We start from the raw sequence: 20,517 nt of genomic DNA, 5'->3' as shown, positions 1-20,517 counted from the left end.
AGTAGTATTAACAGCATTAATCGTATTTCTTTCAAGCGTATTAGTATAATAAAAATTTTGTAACAAAAACAAAAGAAGGGAGAATGAGGAATATGAACAAGGAACAAGTATTACAAGTAACAAAAATGGATATTTTAGTATCAGCAGGTGGAGCAGCAGTGTTGACAGCGTTTATTATATTCCTTACAAATGTATTAGTATGAGACATATAAATACAATCATTCAAAACAAATAAAGACTCTAGCATATTAGTAAGTAGTTAATATGTTGGGGTCTTTTTTGTTTTCTTCTATATATCCCTCTAAGTATTAATAGTTCCCCTTTACTTTAAAGAGAAAAAAGTCGAATTTTATATGTAAGAAAAAAAGAGGAATTTGACAGAAAAAATAGAAATTTTAAAGGTCAGAATTTGTTAGCTTGCTAACTAATTTCTATTAACGAATGTTGGAAGCGTTTTCGGTTAGGTTTAATTATGGACCATTTAATCTATTTACAGGGGGATGAGGAATTTATGAAACAAAAATCTATGGATACGCTAGCTGCACAAATGGAGGACTTTTTTCCGGTACGCGATGTAGATCATTTGGAATTTTACGTAGGGAATGCAAAGCAATCAAGTTATTATCTTGCGAGAGCATTTGGATTCAAAATTGTAGCTTATTCTGGATTAGAAACAGGAAACCGTGAAAAGGTATCTTATGTTCTTGTGCAAAAAAATATGCGTTTTGTTGTGTCTGGAGCTTTAAGTAGCGATAGCCGTATTGCAGAGTTTGTAAAGACTCATGGTGATGGGGTGAAGGATGTGGCTTTACTTGTTGATGACGTTGATAAAGCCTACTCTGAAGCGGTGAAGCGTGGCGCTGTTGCGATCGCTCCACCTGAGGAGTTAACAGATGAGGACGGGACATTGAAAAAAGCGGTTATTGGTACGTATGGTGATACAATTCACACGCTTGTAGAGCGTAAAAATTATAAAGGAACATTTATGCCAGGATTCCAAAAGGTTGAGTTTAATATTCCATTTGAAGAGTCTGGTTTAATTGCTGTAGACCATGTAGTTGGTAACGTTGAGAAAATGGAAGAGTGGGTTAGTTATTACGAGAATGTTATGGGCTTTAAACAAATGATCCATTTCGACGATGATGATATTAGTACAGAGTATTCGGCGTTAATGTCAAAAGTTATGACGAATGGAAGTCGTATTAAGTTCCCTATTAACGAACCAGCAGATGGAAAGAGAAAATCACAAATTCAAGAATATCTTGAATTCTATAATGGAGCGGGTGTACAGCATCTCGCTTTATTAACAAGTGACATTGTAAAAACAATTGAAGTACTTCGTGCGAATGGTGTTGAGTTTTTAGATACGCCGGATACGTATTACGATGAGTTAACTGCGCGAGTGGGGAAAATTGATGAAGAAATTGATAAATTAAAAGAATTGAAGATTCTAGTAGACCGTGACGAAGAAGGTTATTTATTACAAATCTTTACGAAGCCAATTGTAGACCGTCCAACCTTATTTATTGAAATCATCCAACGTAAAGGTTCTCGTGGATTTGGTGAAGGAAACTTTAAAGCATTATTTGAATCAATTGAAAGAGAACAAGAGCGTCGCGGAAACTTATAGAATTTGTATCCACCAGCAAGAGGTCCTTTGCTGGTGGAAATTTCATTTTCATAGGGAGGAATCATGATGAAACTTGTTACATTTCGTCTACCTTCGAAGGAAATGCGAGCTGGATGGCTTGAAGGTGACAAAGTAATCGATATGAATCTTGCTAGTGATGGAAAATTACCTTCTTCGATGTTCGCCTTTTTAGAGAAAGCGGATGAGTATGTAGAAGTAGTACGTAATATTAAGAATCCGGAAAAGGGTATATATTCCTTAGAGGAAGTACAACTCGCTGCGGCTATTCCTAATCCGAGTAGCATTCGAGATTTTTATGCATTTGAACAGCATGTAAAAACAGCCCGAGGACGTAGAGGACTAGATGTTGTACCTGAATGGTATGATATCCCGGTTTTTTATTTTACGAATCATCGTGCTGTTATTGGACCAGATGATTTTGTTATTGGTCCGAAGAAGTCTAAAAAGCTTGATTATGAGTTAGAGATTGCTTGCGTAATTGGGAAAGAAGGACGAAACATTTCTCGTGAGCAAGCAGAGGAATATATTTTGGGTTACTGCATTATGAACGACTGGAGTGCAAGGGACTTACAAGCAACAGAAATGAAAGTAGGACTCGGCCCAGCAAAAGGAAAAGATTTTGCAACTTCATTAGGAGCGTATCTCGTTACGAAAGAGGAATTAGACGTTTATCGTAATGGTGATCGTTATGATTTAGAGATGACTGCTCATGTAAATGGGCAACTGTTATCAAAAGGAAATTTCCAAGATATTTATTATACATTCGCTGAAATGATTGAACGTGCTTCGGAAGACGTTACGTTATATCCAGGAGATGTGATTGGTTCTGGGACAGTAGGAACAGGGTGTATTTTAGAACTCGGTACAGAAGAGTGGCTGCAAGATGGGGATGTTGTAGAACTTACGATTACTGGTTTAGGTACATTACGTAATACGGTCAAAAAAGAAATGGAAGCAGGTGATGGGCATGTATTATCGTCACATGGGGGAGCTACCTCATAAACGACATGTACAATTCCGTAAAAAGGATGGATCGCTTTATCGTGAACAGGTAATGGGAACAAAAGGTTTTTCTGGTACGCAGTCTATTTTGTATCATCATTATATGCCAACGGAAGTAGCGCATGCGGCATTATCGCATTCTTGCCAGTTGCAGTATGAAGAGGATGTTGCTCTTTCTCATCGCCATTTCCGCACGAAAGAAAATAAAAAAACTGGTGATGCAATAAGCGGAAGAAACTTTATGCTTGGGAATGAGGATTTATTAATTGGAGTAGTGAGTCCAACAGAAAAAATGGATTATTTTTACCGTAATGGTGATGGCGATGAAATGTTATTTGTTCATTATGGAACAGGAAAAGTTGAAACGATGTTTGGAACGATTCACTATAGAAAAGGTGATTATGTAACAATTCCAATTGGAACGATTTATCGTGTTATTCCAGATGAGGGAGAGACTAAGTTTCTTGTTGTAGAGGCAAATAGCCAAATTACAACACCGAGTCGCTATCGCAATGAATATGGGCAATTGTTAGAACATAGTCCGTTTTGTGAAAGGGATATTCGTGGTCCGGAAAAATTGGAGACATATGATGACAAAGGTGAGTTTGTCGTAATGACAAAATCGAGAGGTTATATGCACAAGCATGTGTTAGGGCACCATCCGTTAGATGTTGTTGGATGGGATGGTTATTTATATCCGTGGGTCTTTAATGTGGAGGATTTTGAACCAATTACAGGTCGTATTCATCAGCCACCACCAGTACATCAAACATTCGAAGGGCATAATTTCGTCATTTGCTCTTTCGTACCGCGTTTATACGATTATCATCCAGAATCTATTCCGGCACCATATTATCATAGTAATGTGAATAGTGATGAAGTACTGTACTATGTAGAAGGAAACTTTATGAGCCGAAAAGGAGTGGAAGAAGGTTCTATTACGCTTCATCCAAGCGGGATTCCGCATGGGCCACATCCAGGGAAAACAGAAGCAAGTATAGGGAAGAAAGAGACACTTGAACTGGCTGTTATGATAGATACATTCCGTCCGCTTCGTATTGTAAAACAAGCACATGAGACGGAAGATGAAAAATATATGTATAGCTGGATTGAAGAGGGTTCATATACTGTGAAATAAGTAAAAAGAGGCATGCTCCCTTAGTGAGCATGCCTCTTTGATGGAATCGACATGTATAATAATACCAAAAACAGTTATGAAAATATATATAGATATGATTGTCTGAATCTTTTTATCGAAAGGATGATAAGAGTATAGTATGTATCTCGATAGTTTTCTGTTTATTTCGACAAAAGTATTGACTAAAAAACATGCTGTGGGTAAAATGAGGAAAGTAAATTAAATTTTCAGAAAACTAAAGGTGTGGAGGAGCACAGTATGAAACAAATTTTTCAAAAGAAGCCGATTTCAACGTTACTGCAAGAAAGTAAACAAAAGACATTATCGAGAACGTTAGGGGCACTTGATTTAACAATGCTTGGAATCGGAGCAATTGTTGGAACTGGTATTTTTGTTCTTACTGGCGTTGTAGCAGCGAAACATTCTGGACCAGCTATTATATTATCATTTGCTATAGCTGCATTAGCTTGTGCATTTGCTGCATTTTGTTACGCTGAATTTGCTTCTTCAGTTCCTGTCTCAGGGAGTGTTTACACGTACACGTATGCGACGATGGGAGAAGTATTTGCATTCTTAATTGGATGGGATTTAATGCTCGAGTATTTATTAGCCACATCTGCTGTAGCCAATGGATGGTCAGCGTATTTTCAATCGTTATTAAAGGGATTTGGGATTCATATTCCGACCATTCTCTCCTCGGCCCCTGGTACTGGAAAGGGTGGAATAATTGATTTACCTGCAGTTCTAATTATTTTAGTTATGACGGTTCTTTTATCTAGAGGTGTTCGTGAAAGTGCACGTGTAAATAATATAATGGTATTTATTAAACTAGCAGTTGTTCTCATTTTTATCTTCGCTGGATTTAATTATGTAAAACCTGAAAATTGGACACCTTTTATGCCATTTGGGTTAGATGGTGTAATGGCTGGAGCAGCTACAGTTTTCTTCGCATTCATTGGATTTGATGCTGTATCAACAGCCGCAGAAGAAGTGAAGCGCCCACAACGCGATTTGCCGATTGGAATTATTGCATCGTTACTAGTTTGTACGGTTCTTTACATTGTTGTTTCACTTATTTTGACAGGGATTGTTCCATACGGTCAGTTGAATATATCAGATCCAGTTGCTTTCGCACTTCAATTTATTGGACAAGATAGTTTGGCGGGAGTGATATCAGTAGGGGCAATTACAGGAATTACAACTGTAATGCTAGTTATGATGTATGGGCAAGTTCGTGTTTCATATGCAATGAGCAGAGATGGATTGTTACCGAAGCGTCTTGCTAAAGTTCATCCGAAATTTAAAACACCATTTTTAAATACATGGACAACAGGTATTATTGCAGCACTTATTTCAGGATTAATAGATTTAAATGTTTTAGCACATCTTGTAAATATGGGAACTTTGTCAGCATTTGCACTTGTAGCCGTTGCAGTTATTGTAATGAGAAGAACTCATCCTGATTTACCAAGGGCGTTTAAGGCGCCGCTCGTACCATTTTTACCAGCATTAACAGTTATCTTTTGCTTATATTTGATGCTTCAATTATCAGCAACAGCTTGGATTAGTTTTGGTGTTTGGATGGTTATCGGTGTAGTAGTTTATTTCGCCTATAGTAGAAAGCGTAGTGTTTTAAATAATAGTAAAAAAGAAGAAGATGTAGCAAATTTATAAGTGGAAAAATCCATTCTAATTCTGTTAGAATGGATTTTTTTATTTGAAAATTTACATTTTTCTGAATGTATTATAAGATAATTGTTGGTTAACCAAAGGGGTGGGAATATGAAAAGTACGTGGCGTGAGCTAAGGGAGATGGATCGTAACGTATGGATTCGATTTATCGGTGAGACATTGAACGGAATTGCAATGATGATGTTAATGCCTTTTTTTGCACTATATTTAAAAGATAAGGTAGATTCTTTATTACAAGTTGGAATTATTATGGCGCTTTCTCCAATAGCTGCAAGTTTTGGTTCGCTTATAGGCGGAAGAATTGCCGATATATATGGAAGAAAGCCAATTATGATATTTTCGATGGCGAGTAATGCATTACTAATGCTCGGTTTTTTATTTATAGAAGGGTTTATTCCATATGCCATTCTATCAATTTTTTTAGGGTTAAGTAATTCGCTATTTCATCCAGCGGCATCAGCGATGGTTGCAGATGTGACGGCGCCAGAAAAAAGAACAGAAGCATATGGTTTATTGCGAATGGGACACAATATTGGTGCTGCAATTGGACCGATAATGGGAGCATCAGTAGTTGTTTTATCGAAGAACCTTGTGTTTATTATTGCTTCATCCGCTATGTTGTTTTATGCGCTACTAGTGTTAGTACTTATTAAAGAAACAATGCCAAAAATTACGGATATGACGGAAAAAAATAAGGAGAAGGAATCCGGAGCAGTTTGGAAAATTTTAATGAGAGATAAGGCGTTAATGATTTATTTGTTAGCGGGGATCATTATTTCTATGGGGTTCTCTCAAACAGAAGGCATGTTGCCGCTGCACTTTGATAACGAAATGAAGGATATTTTTGGAGTCAACAATCCATACCCATATTTAATGGCATTAAATGGTCTATTAGTTGTTTTATTTCAATTTCAAATTTCAAAATGGGCGACAGATAAACCTGTCGGAAAGACGATGTTATACGGTGCGTGTTTGTTCGGAATTGGTTTGTTTTTTATAGGGTGGTTACCGAAGTGGTTTGGAGAATTTGATACAAATGCTACAATTATTTTAATGACGTTAATGTTTGTTTATGCCATATATACGTTAGGCGAGATGATTATGTCGCCTGTACAGATGACGTTTGTAGCGAATTTGGCCCCTGAGCATTTGAGAGGAACCTATATGGGGGCGGCGAGTTTGCAGTGGATTACAGGAAGTGCATTCGGTCCACTTCTTGGTGGCTTTCTATTGGATCGTTTGCTTGGTCACTACTTATTTACAATTTTAAGTGTAGGGTGTGTAGTTGCAGGCTTTGTATATGTTTCTTTAGATCGTCTTGTTGAGCAGAGGCAAAAAGATACGTTTACAAAACAGTCTTCTTAATGAAATGAAACTTTAATCAGTGTTTTTTCATTCTCCACAAATGGTAGGGTAATATAGATGACATACACAAAAAGTGGATTTCTACATATTTTAGGTACATAACCAGATTAGATAGCAATCTTACTGTAAAGTTTAATTTTGTTTAGGTGTGTAGAAAATTAAAGAGGAAAAGTGTAGAAAACCAATAAGTGGTGTCTTTTAATTATTTGTGGAAGTTACATTTTATTTCAAATAGGAACTACCTATTTTTATAAAAAGTGCTAAAATAGAAAAATGAAAACAATTGGTTAGGGTGATTTCAGTGACAAAAATTAAATTAGGTTTATTATACGGTGGAAAATCAGCTGAGCATCAAGTTTCGTTACAAACGGCTCTTGCTGCTATTAAAGCATTAAATCAAGATAAATTCGAGATTCATCCAATTTATATTACAGAGCAAGGCCAATGGATGCGTGGAGAGCGTATTGAAGGCGAAGTAACAAATGTTGAGGCATTACAAATGAGTGGGGAAGAAAATACGATTTCTCCTGTATCATTAAGTACAGAAATTATTCCAACTGCAAATTCTAAACAAGAAGATGTAATTGATGTTATTTTCCCATTATTACATGGACCAAATGGTGAAGATGGAACAGTACAAGGGTTATTAGAATTACTAAACATTCCATATGTAGGTAACGGTGTATTAGCATCATCTGCTGGGATGGATAAAGTCGTTATGAAAAATATCTTTGCAGAAGCTGGTTTAAAACAAGCGAAATATGCATCTTTCATTCGTAGCGCATGGGAAAAAGATCGTGAAACAGCGTATGAAAAAGTAGAAGAAGTATTAGGATATCCTTGCTTCGTAAAACCAGCAAACCTTGGTTCAAGTGTTGGTATTAATAAGTGTAAAGATCGTGAAGAGCTTGAGAATGCATTCGAAGAGGCATTCCAATTTGACCGCAAAATTATTGTAGAAGAAAATATTGTTGGGCGTGAAGTAGAAGTTGGTGTATTAGGTAATGATGAGCCAAAATGTTCAGTTGTAGGTGAAATCGTACCGAAAAAGGACTTCTATGATTATAAGTCGAAATACATCGATGGTGATACAGCACTAATTATTCCAGCTGAAATGACAGAAGAAGAGTCTGATGTAATTAAGCGAGATGCAATTGTTGCATTCCAATCATTAGATGGTGCTGGCTTAACACGAGCTGATTTCTTCTTAACGAAAGACGGAGAAGTATATATTAACGAAGTGAACACAATGCCAGGATTTACGCCGTTTAGTATGTTCCCTCTATTATGGCAGCATACTGGATTGCCGTATCCAGAATTAATTGAAGAGCTAATTCATTTAGCAATTGAGCGTCACGAAGAAAAACAAAAAATTAAATATACAATCTAACAAAAAAGGAGGAAGCACTATTCGAAGGAATAGTGCTTCCTCTATGTAAGGAGTGTTTCTATATGATAAACCGAACGTTAAAACAAGTAGAACAGATGATAAATGGTACTGGATTAGCAAAGCAGTATGAGGGAATTACTATAAAAGGAGTTTCTATTGATACGAGAAAAATTGAAAAGGGAAACTTATATGTTCCGATTCAAGGTGAACGTTTCGATGGACATGCCTTTGTGGATAAAGCTGTTGAAAGTGGAGCTGTTGCTACATTGTGGATGAAAGGTGTAGCAAATCCGCCTGAGAATCTTCCTGTTATTTTTGTAGAAAATACGCTATCAGCGTTACAAATGTTAGCGAAAAACTATCGCGATCAACTGGATGTTAAAGTTGTTGGTGTAACAGGTAGTAACGGTAAAACGTCTACGAAAGATATTGTAACGAGTCTTCTTGCAACTAAATTTAAAGTTCAAAAAACAGAAGGTAATTTCAATAATCATATCGGTTTACCTCTTACTATTTTAAACCTAGAAGAAAATACAGAAGTAGCTGTATTAGAAATGGGTATGTCAAGCCGCGGAGAAATTGAATTTCTATCTAAGTTAGCTCGTCCTAATGCAGCTATTATCACGAATATTGGTGAGGCGCATTTAATGGATTTAGGCTCTCGTGAGGCAATTGCAGAAGCGAAGTTAGAAATTGTTACAGGCTTACAAGAAGGTGGAGTATTCGTATACAATGGAGATGAGCCATTATTAACGAATCGTGTTCCAGAAATGAATTTAGCAGCTGAAACAGTTACATTTGGTGATGCGAGAGCAAACGATTATTATCCAACGACTGTCACATTACAGGCAACTGGAACTCATTTTAAAATGAATAGAGAAGAAAATATTTCATTCTATATACCAGTGTTAGGGAAACATAATGTGTATAATACACTTGCTTCAATGGCAATTGCGAAACATTTTGGTGTGACATGGGAAGAAATGAAACAAGGTTTAGTAACACTTCAAATGACAGGTATGCGTATGGAAATTGTAAAAACGGATAGTGGATTAACAATTATCAATGATGCTTATAATGCGAGTCCGACTGCTATGGAAGCGGCATTCCATTTAATGAACGGTTTAGATGATTTTGCTCAAAAGATCGTCGTGCTTGGTGATATGTTAGAGCTTGGAGACCAAGAAGTTCAATTTCATTATGAGGTAGGTAAATTAATTGACCCAGCAAAAATCTCATATGTATTCACATATGGTAGACTAGGGGCTCAAATTGCTGAAGGAGCGGAAATTAATTTCCCTAGTGAACGTGTAAAGGCGTATGATAATAAAGAAGAGCTTGTAAAGGATTTACAAGCGGTAGTTGGTAATAAAGACGTTGTATTAGTTAAAGCATCTCGTGGTATGAAATTAGAAGAAGTTATTACGATGTTGAAATAATTGGTGTATATAAACAGGAATGATAGTCGCGGAAATAGAAGAAACTTATAATAAGCGCTTACAGAGAATATTAAAAAATAAAAGTGAAGAAAAAAGCTCTGAATATGAAAATAAGGTAACAGTTGGGTTTGCTTTTTGCACATACAAAACTTATAATTGATAAAGTGTAATAACGTTTAGAAGTATTTTCGTGTAGAAATACGCCCGTTTATATACGTGAGCATTCAGGAAAAGGGCTTTTCCGCCAATTCGGAAAATGCCTTTTTTTAAATGATAAGTATAGGATAGAAAAGGAGAAGTAACATTGACAACATTTCGAGAATTAGGATTAAGTGAATCTTTATTGCAATCTGTTGAAAGTATGGGCTTTGAAGAGGCTACGCCGATTCAAGCTGAAACAATCCCACATGCATTGCAAGGTAAAGATATTATTGGGCAAGCGCAAACAGGTACAGGGAAAACAGCAGCATTTGGATTACCGCTATTAGATAAAGTAGATACTCGTAAAGAGGCAGTTCAAGGTATTGTTATCGCGCCAACGCGTGAATTAGCAATCCAAGTTGGAGAAGAGCTATACAAAATTGGTAAACATAAACGTGTTCGTATTTTACCAATTTACGGTGGTCAAGATATTAACCGCCAAATTCGTGCTCTAAAAAAACACCCACACATTATTGTTGGTACGCCGGGTCGTATTTTAGATCATATTAACCGTAAAACACTTCGCCTGCAAAACGTTGAGACTGTTGTTCTTGATGAAGCGGATGAAATGTTAAACATGGGCTTCATTGAAGATATTGAAGCGATTTTAACAGATGTGCCAGAAACACATCAAACATTATTATTCTCAGCGACAATGCCAGATCCAATCCGTCGTATTGCTGAGCGCTTCATGACTGAGCCTCAACACATTAAAGTAAAAGCAAAAGAAGTAACAATGCCAAACATTCAGCAGTTCTATTTAGAAGTGCAAGAAAAGAAAAAGTTTGACGTATTAACACGCTTACTAGATATTCAATCTCCAGAGCTTGCAATCGTATTCGGTCGTACAAAGCGTCGTGTTGATGAATTATCAGAAGCATTAAACTTACGTGGTTATGCAGCAGAAGGTATTCATGGTGATTTAACACAAGCGAAACGTATGTCTGTATTACGTAAATTTAAAGAAGGTGCTATTGAAGTTCTTGTTGCAACGGACGTTGCTGCACGTGGTCTTGATATTTCAGGCGTAACACACGTATACAACTTTGATATCCCACAAGATCCAGAATCATACGTTCACCGTATCGGTCGTACTGGCCGTGCAGGTAAAAAAGGTATTGCAATGTTATTTGTAACACCACGTGAATCAGGACAATTAAAAAATATCGAGCGTACAACAAAACGTAAGGTTGACCGTATGGAAGCACCGACACTTGACGAGGCATTAGAAGGTCAACAACGTTTAATCGCTGAAAAACTTCAAAGCACAATTGAAAATGATAACTTATCATACTACAAGCGTATTGCAGAAGAAATGTTAGAAGAGAATGACTCTGTAACAGTAGTAGCTGCTGCTTTAAAAATGATGACAAAAGAGCCAGATACAACACCAATCGCTTTAACATCAGAACCACCAGTTGTTTCAAGAGGTGGCGGTTCTAAAAAACGCGGTGGTAACGGAGGCGGATACCGTGATGGTAACCGTAATCGTAGTCGTGATGGACGCAGTGGCGATGGTCGTAACCGTGACCGTAACCGTGATGGACGCAGTGGCGATGGTCGTAACCGTGATCGCAATCGTGATGGTGGTAGCCGTGATGGCAACCGTGGTCGTAGAGGTGAAGGTCAAGGTCGCCCTGGATCTTCTTCAAATGGACGCGGCGAAAGAAAACATCATAGCCGTCCACAAGCTTAATAAAAAAGAGAATGCCCTTTGTTGGCATTCTCTTTTTTTATTTCTATAATTGTACATACTACATAATAACTTATGTAGAAAAGAGGTACTATATGCTTGTAAGGCTTGGGTATGTTGCAATGAGTGTGCATTTGAAGAACGCATCTCCATCTCAAACGATGACATATGCACAGTTTCAGAGGATTGATGATCGAGAGGCTGCGATTCGTAAACTCGAAAGAATCGCTAATTCGAATTTGGAAAATTGCTTGCGGTTATTAAAGCATAATAAGGGACATGATATATCTTTCTTTCGACTTAGTTCTAAGCTTATTCCTTTAGCAAATCATGAGGAGTTATTAGAGTGGAACTATATTCGTCCATTAAAAGAAAGTTTAAAAGTGCTAGGTGAATACGCAATTCGTATGAATATGCGAATTGATTTCCATCCGGATCACTTTGTTGTACTAAATTCACCTGAGGAGAGTATTTTTAAGCAATCCGTAAAGACATTGCAGATGCACAAAAAATTATTAAAGGGTATGGGAATTGAACATAAACAGAGATGTGTATTACATGTGGGAGGAGGTTATAACGATAAAGAACTTGCATTAGAACGTTTTATAGAAAATTGGTCAAGTGTTCCAAGAGGTATTCAAGAGATGATTATATTAGAAAATGATGACACGACTTTTTCTTTAGAAGAAACATTGTATTTAGGAGAGAAATTAGATATTCCAGTCGTGTTTGATTTGCATCATCATATGATGAATAATGATCAGGAAGATTGGCATGAAGATTGGGCACGTGTTGTGCATACGTGGGAATCGTCTTTGTTACCAGTTAAAATGCATATTTCTAGTCCTAGAGATGAAAAAGATCCGAGAGCACATGCGGATTTTATTGATGTAGATACTTTCTTATCTTTTTTGAAAAAGATAAAGGGGAGTGTTCCGCAAATTGATTGTATGATTGAGGCGAAGAAGAAGGATGAGTCTTTATTTCAATTAATGAGAGAGTTAAGTAAACAAACAGAGGTGGAAATTATCGATGGTGCGAGCTTTTACATTAAATAAGCTCAGCACCATCGAATTTTTTTGTTAAAAAAGGAGTTAAAATACCACCAATTATCAATCCTGTTAAATGGCTTATAGGATTGGCAGAAGGATTAAAGAAAGTAAATAGCAGTAATAGAAGTATCATGATTGAAAAAATAGCAATTTCTTTTGGGTTTGAAGAGCGATATCGACTATACAATAAAAATAATTGTGCACCTAGTAATCCGAAAATACCACCAGATGCTCCGGCGTGAATATAGTCAAGAGGCATAATAATATAAGAAGAAATATTTCCGATAATGCCAGAAAGGAAAAAAATAATGATGAAAGAAAAATGTCCTAGTTGTTTTTCGATAGAAGAACCAAGAACAAATAAAAAAATGCTATTGGAAAGAAAATGTTGTAAGTCTACGTGTATAAGTAGGGAAGTTATGACACGCCACCATTCTCCTTTAGCGATATATTCATTGTAGGCTGCCATGTGTAAGAGGGAAAAGTCGCTCAATATAATCATGACTAATTGTATAAGAAGTAAAGAGAGGATGACTGGTTGTAATAGCATACGAGTAGATGGTATTAGCATGTTGTTAGTATCACTCCTTTTGCATCAGAAAGATTCTCTGTTATTCTTACAATATGAATGCAGAAAGCTAAATAGAAGAAGGGGATTTTGAAATGATTGTAGGGATTGGAATCGATATTATTGAATTGAATCGAATTGAAAAAATGCTAGATGGAAAGCTTAAATTTATGGAACGTATTTTAACTGAAAGTGAACGTAATGTTGCCAAGGAGCTGAAAGGAAGTCGTCTTACAGAATTTGTGGCAGGAAGATTTGCAGCAAAAGAAGCGTATTCTAAGGCGGTAGGGACTGGAATTGGGAAAGAAGTTAGTTTTTTAGATATAGAAGTAAGGAATGATGATAGAGGTAAGCCGATTCTTATTGCAAATACAGAGCATATTGTTCATTTATCAATTAGCCATAGTAAAGAATTTGCTGTTAGCCAAGTTGTTTTAGAAAGCTCGTCACGCTAGTCTGCATATTTTATATCTTTGTCTCATATATTTGAGGTAGCGATAAGGAAGGCATATCTTCCATTCATTTATAGGGGCAAAGGGGCTGAAGTGATGAAAAGGCGTCTGTTTTTAGTTCTCATCGGTTTATTGACCGTTTTTGTGTTGGCGGGCTGTATGGAAAAGAAACAGGAAGATGTTGTGAGAGATTTAGAGGCAAAAGTTAAAGGTATGAAGAGTTATCAAGCTGAAGCGAAATTATCTATTAAAACAGGAAATGAGCCGCAGGAGTATAGTGTAGAAATTTGGCATAAAGAACCTTCGTATTATCGTGTGAATTTAAAGAATGCGAAAAAGGATCAGAGTCAAATTATTTTAAGAAATGATGAAGGGGTATTTGTATTAACACCTGCGCTTAATAAGAGCTTCCGTTTTCAAAGTGATTGGCCGCAAAATAGTAGCCAGGCTTACCTATATGAATCACTTGTAAGAGATATTTTGCAGGATAAGAAAAACCTTACTTTCGAGAAAACAGATAAGTATTATATTTTTAAAACAAAAACAAACTATCAACATCAAAATATGTTACCGAAACAAGAGATTACATTGAAGAAGAGTGATTTAACACCAGTTTCCGTGAAACTGATGGATAATGATCAAAATGTCCTTGTAAAAGTAGATTTCACTAAAGTAAAGTTTGATACAAAGTTTGATAAAGGTGCATTTGATACGAAACAAAATATGTCCAGAGCACAAGTAGATGTTCAGACAACAGCGAAAGAAGACAAACCGTTTGCTATTTTGTATCCACGTGACACGCCGCAAGGCATGACGTTGAAAGAGGAAGAAGAGTTGAAGACAGCCAGTGGCAAGCGTACGATACTCACATATACTGGAGGTAAGAAATCTTTTACTTTAATACAAGAAAAGGCAAAAGTTGCAGAGGCTTCATCAGCGGTAAGTGTAAGTGGAGAGCCAGTTGACCTTGGCTTCACGATTGGTGCATTGACGAAAGATTCTGTAACGTGGTCGCATAATGGAGTAGAATATATGCTCGTGTCTAAAGGTTTAGAGCCGAATGAGTTGTTGATGGTTGCTCGTTCGGTTACAGCGAAGCAGGTGAAGTAAACTTCTTAGACGTGGTGATATATGTGCACCACGTCTTTTCTTAGTTTGAATGTGGATTTCATAAAAAGAAGCATATAAAAGAATAAGCTTCGCATATCGTGTATAAGGAAGTGTATTTATGGAAGAAGCACCGTTTTACCGTGACACTTGGGTGGAAGTGGATTTAGATGCGATCTATAACAATGTTACGCATATTAAAGAGTTCATTCCAAGTGATGTAGAAATTTTTGCTGTAGTTAAAGCGAATGCATATGGGCACGATTATGTACCAGTGGCTAAAACCGCATTAGAAGCAGGGGCAACAAGATTAGCAGTTGCTTTTTTAGATGAAGCTTTAGTGCTTCGGAGGGCTGGTATTACTGCACCGATTTTAGTATTAGGTCCCTCCCCTCCCCGTGATGTAAATGTTGCTGCTGAAAATGATGTAGCGTTAACTGTTTTTCAAAAAGAATGGGTGGAAGACGCGATAAAGCTCTGGGATGGTTTATCAATAATGAAATTCCATATTAATTTTGATAGTGGTATGGGGAGAATCGGAATACGTGAACGTAAAGAATTAAAGGGGTTCTTAAAGAGTTTAGAAGGCGCGCCATTTTTAGAGTTAGAAGGAGTATATACACATTTTGCAACAGCCGATGAGGTTGAGACTTCTTACTTTGATAAGCAATATAATACATTCTTGCAGCAGTTAAGTTGGTTGAAAGAATTTGGAGTGAACCCTAAATTTGTCCATACAGCCAATAGTGCTGCAACGTTAAGGTTTCAGGGGATTACATTTAATGCGGTACGAATTGGTATTGCGATGTATGGATTAACGCCGTCTGTAGAAATACGTCCGTTTTTACCATTTAAATTGGAACCAGCGTTGTCGCTTCATACGAAGGTTGCTCATATTAAGCAAGTGATTAAAGGGGATGGGATTAGTTATAATGTCACTTACCGAACGAGAACTGAAGAATGGATTGCGACAGTTGCGATTGGATATGCGGATGGTTGGCTTAGAAGGTTGCAAGGATTTAAAGTGCTTGTAAATGGTGAAAGAGTACCGATTGTAGGGCGAGTAACAATGGATCAATTCATGATACATCTTCCTTGTGAAGTGCCACTTGGTACGAAAGTTACACTCATTGGAAGACAAGGTGATGAGTATATTAGTGCTACCGAGGTTGCTGAATATTCCGGGACTATTAATTATGAAATTATCGCAACGATAAGTTTCCGTGTGCCGAGAATATTTATACGACATGGTAAAGTTGTAGAAGTAATCAATTATTTGAACAATATATAAAAGAAGGTATTATTACTCAGCATCTCGTCATTTGGAGGAGTTTCACTAATGAAGAATAGGCTCTTTGTTTGCTGGGGAGCTTCTTTTTATAATTGTTATTAATATAAGTTACAATGAAATATTACTGAAGGATTGCTTTATTTCTTGTTTGAAAGAGATAAAAAGTAAAAGAAGATGAATGTTTTGTTTATGAATTGGAAAACATAAGCAGGGAATAAGGAAGTCTTTGCAACAGGCTCCATACAATGGTATTATTACAATAGGTGTCATATATATATTTGGGTGTGTAGTTGACGGTGGAGGTGTATTTTTGTGTCCGAATCAAGTGTAACTACTGAAATCGTGGTTCGGTTGCCAAAGCAAATGGTAACGGAATTGGACGGAATTGGAAAACAAGAGAATAAGAATCGCCATGAACTAATTTGCCAGGCAACACAACTGTTATTGCGTCAACATAAGACGAAGAAACGCTACCAACATGAATCAATGCGACGTGGGTACATTGAAATGGGAAAAATTAATCTTGGTATTGCATCTGAAGCTTTCTTAGCAGAGTATGAAGCAGCTCATACAGTAGAACGCTTAGTTAGCGGGGGGTAATATTTTGATTGTAAAACGCGGCGACGTGTATTTTGCAGACCTTTCCCCAGTTGTTGGTTCTGAGCAAGGAGGCGTTCGTCCGGTTCTTGTCATTCAAAATGACATCGGAAATCGTTTTAGTCCGACTGTGATTGTAGCGGCTATTACTGCACAGATTCAAAAAGCGAAATTACCCACTCATGTGGAAATTGATGCGAAAAAGTACGGTTTTGAGAGAGATTCTGTTATTTTACTTGAGCAGATTCGAACAATCGATAAGCAACGCTTAACGGACAAAATCACTCATTTGGATGAAGTGATGATGAGTCGTGTAGATGAAGCGTTACAAATTAGTTTAGGACTAATAGATTTTTAAATCGGCAGTTTAAGTTGCTCTCTTTACAGGGCAACTTTTTTTTATTATAGAGGAGGTTACGGTTGGATATGGAAATGGTAGATAATCGACAAGCGTTAATGAAAATGTTAGTGAAAGAATTAGGCTTTACAGAAAAGCAAGTTCGTCATGTTATTCAATTAACAGAAGAAGGTAACACAGTTCCATTTATCGCTCGTTACCGAAAAGAATGGACAGGATCTCTAGATGAGGTGCAAATTCGTGCAATCTTAGAAAGATGGCAATATATGATGCAATTAGAAGATAGGAAAGAAGAGGTTCTTCGTCTTATTGGTGAAAAAGGGAAATTAACCGAAGAATTGCGTCGTCATATTGTTGCTGCAACAAAACTTCAGGAAGTAGAAGATTTATATCGTCCTTATAAAGAAAAAAGAAGAACGAAAGCTACAATCGCTAAAGAAAAGGGATTAGAACCGTTAGCTGAGTGGTTATTGTTATATAAAAAAGAAAATCCAGCAGAGAAGGCTATGGAATTTGTTGATGGAGAAAAAGAAGTGGAATCTGCAGAAGATGCGTTGCAAGGTGCGCAAGATATTATTGCGGAACTTGTTTCGGATAATGCATCATATCGTAGTTGGATTCGGAATACTACTTTCCGAAAAGGGATTATGTCTTCATCTGTAAAAGATAAAGAAAAAGATGAAAAGAATATATACGAAATGTATTATGACTATGAAGAACCGTTGCAAAAAGTAGTGCCTCATCGAGTGTTAGCGATGAACCGTGGTGAAAAGGAAGATGTATTAAGAGTTGCTGTTGTTACACCGACTGAGGAAATCAATCAGTTTTTACATAAAAAAATGATTCGTGATGAAGCTTCTAAAAGTGCGCGCTATGTACAATTAGCGATTGAAGATGGATATAAACGCTTAATTCAACCTTCAATAGAAAGAGAAATTCGTAAAGAATTAACAGAAACCGCTGAAGAACAAGCGATTCATATTTTCTCTGAGAATTTACGTAATTTATTATTACAGCCTCCAATGAAAGGGAAAGTTGTGCTAGCGGTAGATCCGGCATATAGAACAGGTTGTAAATTATCAGTAGTAGATGATACAGGGAAAGTTCTTAACATAGATGTTATTTATCCGCATCCACCTGTTCGTAAATATGAGGATGCAAAAAAGAAAGTTCTTTCAATTATAGATAAATATCAAGTTGAAATGATAGCAATTGGAAATGGTACAGCTTCCAGGGAAACGGAAGAATTTATAGTAGATGTCTTGCAAAATGTAAAACGGGATGTATTTTATATTATTGTAAATGAAGCGGGTGCTAGTGTATATTCAGCATCTGATTTAGCTCGTGAGGAGTTCCCGGATTTACAGGTTGAAGAAAGAAGTGCCGTTTCTATTGGGAGACGTCTACAAGATCCGCTTGCCGAGCTAGTGAAAATTGACCCTAAATCTGTAGGGGTAGGACAATATCAACATGATGTATCACAAAAAAGATTAAATGAATCGTTAACATTTGTGGTAGAGACAGCTGTTAACCAAGTTGGCGTTAATGTAAATACAGCTTCAGTTGCGTTGTTACAATATGTTTCAGGATTATCAAAAACGGTCGCAAAAAATATTGTAGCTAAGCGTGAGGAAGATGGGAAATTTACGAAGCGTACTGAATTAAAGAAAATTCCTCGTTTAGGTGCGAAAACATATGAACAATGTATTGGATTTTTACGTATATTAGAAGGGGCGAATCCGTTAGATCGCACAGGGATTCATCCAGAACAATATAAAAATGTTGAATTGCTATTAAAAAGTCTAGGGTTATCAAAGAATGATGTAGGTAAACCGAACTTGCAGAAGAGTTTAGAGGGAGTAGATGTTTCTAAATTATCTCAAGAGACGGAGATTGGCGAGCCGACTTTGGTTGATATTATCGATGCTTTAATTAGTCCAGAACGAGATATGAGGGATGAGTTGCCAAAACCACTTCTGAAAAAAGGAATTTTGAAATTAGAAGATTTAAAGCGTGGTATGGAGTTAGAGGGGACGGTTCGTAATGTTGTTGATTTCGGTGCCTTTGTTGATATAGGTGTAAAGCAAGATGGATTAGTGCATATTTCTAAACTCAGCAAACAGTTTGTAAAGCATCCATTAGATGTTGTATCCGTAGGGCAAATTGTAAAAGTATGGGTAGATGATATTGATACGAAAAAAGGTCGTGTTGCATTATCGATGTTACCAATTGAATAGTAAGTAAAGAGAGCAGATGAAACTGCTCTCTTTTTATGGATAGGAAAGTTTCGTTGATTATGAGCTTTGATGTATTTTACTATAATAAAACCAGCATTCATTTAGTAATTTGATTTGATACCGGTTTTTTTCGAAGTATGCACGTTGCATTTGTTTCTTTAGCCACGTAGGCATAGGAATCCCTCCTTGTTTAATCCTGCTCTCAAACATCTCTTCTTAATTAGTTGAAGAAATATTGATGAGAGGTTGGTGAGTGGATTTCTATCAATGCTTTATTTTTAGAAATCACGCTTCTTGAATGAGGATGGGTATATGTACTATTTAATATATGTATAGGAAGGGAGAAAAGTGTAAAAATATTTTTTTGTTTAGGGGGAATGAGAATGGATGAGCAAGAAATTCAGAGGTTAGTGGAAGAGGTATCGTTACAATACTTTGGGATGCCGTTTTTACATAAAGCGATGTTTAATAGTAGGTTACGTACAACCGGTGGGCGCTATCTATTGAATACTCATAATATAGAACTGAATTATCGATATTACGAAATGTATGGCAAAGAAGATTTAGTCGGGATTGTTAAACATGAACTTTGTCATTATCACTTACATATCACAGGAAAAGGGTATAAGCACCGAGATAGAGATTTTCGTGAGTTATTAAAGAAAGTGGGGGCACCCCGTTTTTGTAAACGAATGATTAATGAAGAGAAGAAGGAACCGAAAGTTTATACGTATGAATGTACGGGATGCTCACTTCAATATGTAAGAAGGCGTCAAATAAATACACAAAGATATGTATGTGGAAAGTGTAAAGGGCAACTAAAACTGGTAGTGAAAACATCTTGACAGTGAAAACGCAATCCAGTATAGTATAAACATGTCACGTTTGCACAAGATGCTGTGAAAAAACCTCTTGACTTACGGTGATAATTTTTATAAGATACAAATTGTCTTCATTATTCCGCAGTAGCTCAGTGGTAGAGCTATCGGCTGTTAACCGATCGGTCGTAGGTTCGAGTCCTACCTGCGGAGCCATACAGAGAAGTACCCAAGTGGCTCAAGGGGCTCCCCTGCTAAGGGAGTAGATCGCTAACGCGGTGCGAGGGTTCGAATCCCTTCTTCTCTGCCATACATATTGGCCCGTTGGTCAAGTGGTTAAGACACCGCCCTTTCACGGCGGTAACACGGGTTCGAATCCCGTACGGGTCACCACTTCGGAGGATTAGCTCAGCTGGGAGAGCACCTGCCTTACAAGCAGGGGGTCGGCGGTTCGATCCCGTCATCC

The 20,517-nt window shown here is 37.0% G+C and carries 19 protein-coding genes and 4 tRNA genes (1 of these 23 running past the window's edge); 21 read left to right on the top strand and 2 right to left on the bottom strand.

Translation table 11 applies throughout. The features are described 5' to 3' along the window. The first annotated feature begins 92 nt into the window (after positions 1 to 92). The 10 genes from CDB3_RS00910 to uvsE all read left to right on the top strand — a co-directional run bounded on the left by CDB3_RS00910 (position 93) and on the right by uvsE (position 12,629). The gene (locus tag CDB3_RS00910; protein WP_002113412.1) at positions 93 to 203 is read left to right on the top strand and encodes a DUF3948 family protein; all 111 of its coding nucleotides are present in this window, start codon (positions 93 to 95) and stop codon (positions 201 to 203) included. Between the two features lie 308 nt (positions 204 to 511). Continuing rightward, entirely contained in the window at positions 512 to 1,630 is a 1,119-nt protein-coding gene (gene hppD / locus CDB3_RS00905; protein WP_097831066.1) for a 4-hydroxyphenylpyruvate dioxygenase, read from the top strand. A 66-nt stretch (positions 1,631 to 1,696) separates the two neighbouring features. After that, on the top strand, positions 1,697 to 2,653 hold the full coding sequence (locus tag CDB3_RS00900; RefSeq protein WP_128853232.1) for a fumarylacetoacetate hydrolase family protein: 957 nt from the start codon (positions 1,697 to 1,699) through the stop codon (positions 2,651 to 2,653). Continuing rightward, positions 2,619 to 3,791, top strand: coding sequence for a homogentisate 1,2-dioxygenase (locus CDB3_RS00895; protein ID WP_128853231.1), 1,173 nt, complete (start codon positions 2,619 to 2,621; stop codon positions 3,789 to 3,791). Before CDB3_RS00900 ends, CDB3_RS00895 begins: the two co-directional genes overlap by 35 nt. Positions 3,792 to 4,049: 258 nt before the next feature. Next, positions 4,050 to 5,465 carry a branched-chain amino acid transporter BcaP gene (gene bcaP, locus CDB3_RS00890; RefSeq protein ID WP_000809377.1) on the top strand — a complete coding sequence of 472 codons (1,416 nt, stop codon included), beginning with the start codon at positions 4,050 to 4,052 and terminating at the stop codon, positions 5,463 to 5,465. A 108-nt stretch (positions 5,466 to 5,573) separates the two neighbouring features. Further along, positions 5,574 to 6,848 carry an MDR family MFS transporter gene (locus tag CDB3_RS00885; protein ID WP_128853230.1) on the top strand — a complete coding sequence of 425 codons (1,275 nt, stop codon included), beginning with the start codon at positions 5,574 to 5,576 and terminating at the stop codon, positions 6,846 to 6,848. 301 nt (positions 6,849 to 7,149) lie between these two features. Further along, a complete protein-coding gene (locus CDB3_RS00880; RefSeq protein WP_097831061.1) occupies positions 7,150 to 8,238 on the top strand; it encodes a D-alanine--D-alanine ligase in 1,089 nt (362 codons plus the stop codon). Positions 8,239 to 8,300: 62 nt separating this feature from the next. Next, on the top strand, positions 8,301 to 9,677 hold the full coding sequence (murF, locus tag CDB3_RS00875; protein WP_128853229.1) for a UDP-N-acetylmuramoyl-tripeptide--D-alanyl-D-alanine ligase: 1,377 nt from the start codon (positions 8,301 to 8,303) through the stop codon (positions 9,675 to 9,677). Between the two features lie 304 nt (positions 9,678 to 9,981). After that, positions 9,982 to 11,574 carry a degradosome RNA helicase CshA gene (gene cshA, locus CDB3_RS00870; protein ID WP_000206606.1) on the top strand — a complete coding sequence of 531 codons (1,593 nt, stop codon included), beginning with the start codon at positions 9,982 to 9,984 and terminating at the stop codon, positions 11,572 to 11,574. Positions 11,575 to 11,666: 92 nt separating this feature from the next. Further along, positions 11,667 to 12,629, top strand: coding sequence for a UV DNA damage repair endonuclease UvsE (gene uvsE, locus CDB3_RS00865; protein ID WP_128853228.1), 963 nt, complete (start codon positions 11,667 to 11,669; stop codon positions 12,627 to 12,629). Here the strand turns inward: uvsE and CDB3_RS00860 are convergent. Continuing rightward, on the bottom strand, positions 12,622 to 13,194 hold the full coding sequence (locus CDB3_RS00860; protein WP_128853227.1) for a rhomboid family intramembrane serine protease: 573 nt from the start codon (positions 13,192 to 13,194) through the stop codon (positions 12,622 to 12,624). The genes uvsE and CDB3_RS00860 overlap by 8 nt on opposite strands. 92 nt (positions 13,195 to 13,286) lie before the next feature. Here CDB3_RS00860 and acpS point away from each other — a divergent pair, with 92 nt between their 5' ends. From acpS to CDB3_RS00830, 6 genes are all read left to right on the top strand, one after another. Beyond that, positions 13,287 to 13,646 carry a holo-ACP synthase gene (gene acpS / locus CDB3_RS00855; protein WP_000635042.1) on the top strand — a complete coding sequence of 120 codons (360 nt, stop codon included), beginning with the start codon at positions 13,287 to 13,289 and terminating at the stop codon, positions 13,644 to 13,646. Between the two features lie 156 nt (positions 13,647 to 13,802). Continuing rightward, complete coding sequence (locus tag CDB3_RS00850; protein WP_002100392.1) at positions 13,803 to 14,753, top strand: LolA family protein; 951 nt, start codon at positions 13,803 to 13,805, stop codon at positions 14,751 to 14,753. 118 nt (positions 14,754 to 14,871) lie between these two features. Then, complete coding sequence (gene alr / locus CDB3_RS00845) at positions 14,872 to 16,041, top strand: alanine racemase (RefSeq protein ID WP_128853226.1); 1,170 nt, start codon at positions 14,872 to 14,874, stop codon at positions 16,039 to 16,041. A gap of 312 nt (positions 16,042 to 16,353) precedes the next feature. Next, positions 16,354 to 16,641 carry an antitoxin EndoAI gene (locus CDB3_RS00840; RefSeq protein ID WP_000004570.1) on the top strand — a complete coding sequence of 96 codons (288 nt, stop codon included), beginning with the start codon at positions 16,354 to 16,356 and terminating at the stop codon, positions 16,639 to 16,641. A 4-nt stretch (positions 16,642 to 16,645) separates the two neighbouring features. Then, positions 16,646 to 16,996 carry a type II toxin-antitoxin system endoribonuclease NdoA gene (ndoA, locus tag CDB3_RS00835; RefSeq protein WP_000635965.1) on the top strand — a complete coding sequence of 117 codons (351 nt, stop codon included), beginning with the start codon at positions 16,646 to 16,648 and terminating at the stop codon, positions 16,994 to 16,996. Positions 16,997 to 17,064: 68 nt separating this feature from the next. Next, positions 17,065 to 19,233, top strand: coding sequence for a Tex family protein (locus tag CDB3_RS00830; protein ID WP_128853225.1), 2,169 nt, complete (start codon positions 17,065 to 17,067; stop codon positions 19,231 to 19,233). Between the two features lie 57 nt (positions 19,234 to 19,290). Here the strand turns inward: CDB3_RS00830 and cmpA are convergent, their stop codons facing one another. Next, positions 19,291 to 19,407, bottom strand: a complete 117-nt coding sequence (gene cmpA / locus CDB3_RS00825; RefSeq protein ID WP_001143642.1) for a cortex morphogenetic protein CmpA — start codon at positions 19,405 to 19,407, stop codon at positions 19,291 to 19,293. Between the two features lie 209 nt (positions 19,408 to 19,616). Here cmpA and CDB3_RS00820 point away from each other — a divergent pair, with 209 nt between their 5' ends. The 5 genes from CDB3_RS00820 to CDB3_RS00800 form a co-directional block, all read left to right on the top strand. Continuing rightward, positions 19,617 to 20,078: a SprT family protein gene (locus CDB3_RS00820; RefSeq protein ID WP_128853224.1), complete on the top strand. Its 462-nt coding sequence runs from the start codon at positions 19,617 to 19,619 to the stop codon at positions 20,076 to 20,078. A gap of 114 nt (positions 20,079 to 20,192) precedes the next feature. After that, positions 20,193 to 20,267: transfer RNA gene (locus CDB3_RS00815), tRNA-Asn, on the top strand. 3 nt (positions 20,268 to 20,270) lie between these two features. Beyond that, positions 20,271 to 20,361, top strand: a tRNA-Ser gene (locus CDB3_RS00810). Positions 20,362 to 20,369: 8 nt separating this feature from the next. Continuing rightward, positions 20,370 to 20,444 (top strand) — tRNA-Glu (locus tag CDB3_RS00805). Positions 20,445 to 20,448: 4 nt separating this feature from the next. Further along, positions 20,449 to 20,517: transfer RNA gene (locus CDB3_RS00800), tRNA-Val, on the top strand; it runs 7 nt beyond the window's last position.

The organism is Bacillus sp. CDB3, from assembly GCF_002081505.1.
Lineage (GTDB): Bacteria > Bacillota > Bacilli > Bacillales > Bacillaceae_G > Bacillus_A > Bacillus_A cereus_AT.
This window is presented reverse-complemented; position numbering and strand designations above follow the sequence as displayed.

What these genes read in the sequence shown, in the direction of transcription:
- CDB3_RS00910 (WP_002113412.1), top strand. Translation starts at nt 93, where the DNA reads ATGAACAAGGAACAAGTATTACAAGTAACAAAAATGGATATTTTAGTA.
- hppD (WP_097831066.1), top strand. Translation starts at nt 512, where the DNA reads ATGAAACAAAAATCTATGGATACGCTAGCTGCACAAATGGAGGACTTT.
- CDB3_RS00900 (WP_128853232.1), top strand. Translation starts at nt 1,697, where the DNA reads ATGAAACTTGTTACATTTCGTCTACCTTCGAAGGAAATGCGAGCTGGA.
- CDB3_RS00895 (WP_128853231.1), top strand. Translation starts at nt 2,619, where the DNA reads ATGTATTATCGTCACATGGGGGAGCTACCTCATAAACGACATGTACAA.
- bcaP (WP_000809377.1), top strand. Translation starts at nt 4,050, where the DNA reads ATGAAACAAATTTTTCAAAAGAAGCCGATTTCAACGTTACTGCAAGAA.
- CDB3_RS00885 (WP_128853230.1), top strand. Translation starts at nt 5,574, where the DNA reads ATGAAAAGTACGTGGCGTGAGCTAAGGGAGATGGATCGTAACGTATGG.
- murF (WP_128853229.1), top strand. Translation starts at nt 8,301, where the DNA reads ATGATAAACCGAACGTTAAAACAAGTAGAACAGATGATAAATGGTACT.
- uvsE (WP_128853228.1), top strand. Translation starts at nt 11,667, where the DNA reads ATGCTTGTAAGGCTTGGGTATGTTGCAATGAGTGTGCATTTGAAGAAC.
- CDB3_RS00860 (WP_128853227.1), bottom strand. Translation starts at nt 13,194, where the DNA reads ATGCTAATACCATCTACTCGTATGCTATTACAACCAGTCATCCTCTCT.
- acpS (WP_000635042.1), top strand. Translation starts at nt 13,287, where the DNA reads ATGATTGTAGGGATTGGAATCGATATTATTGAATTGAATCGAATTGAA.
- CDB3_RS00850 (WP_002100392.1), top strand. Translation starts at nt 13,803, where the DNA reads ATGGAAAAGAAACAGGAAGATGTTGTGAGAGATTTAGAGGCAAAAGTT.
- alr (WP_128853226.1), top strand. Translation starts at nt 14,872, where the DNA reads ATGGAAGAAGCACCGTTTTACCGTGACACTTGGGTGGAAGTGGATTTA.
- CDB3_RS00830 (WP_128853225.1), top strand. Translation starts at nt 17,065, where the DNA reads ATGGAAATGGTAGATAATCGACAAGCGTTAATGAAAATGTTAGTGAAA.
- cmpA (WP_001143642.1), bottom strand. Translation starts at nt 19,407, where the DNA reads ATGCCTACGTGGCTAAAGAAACAAATGCAACGTGCATACTTCGAAAAA.
- CDB3_RS00820 (WP_128853224.1), top strand. Translation starts at nt 19,617, where the DNA reads ATGGATGAGCAAGAAATTCAGAGGTTAGTGGAAGAGGTATCGTTACAA.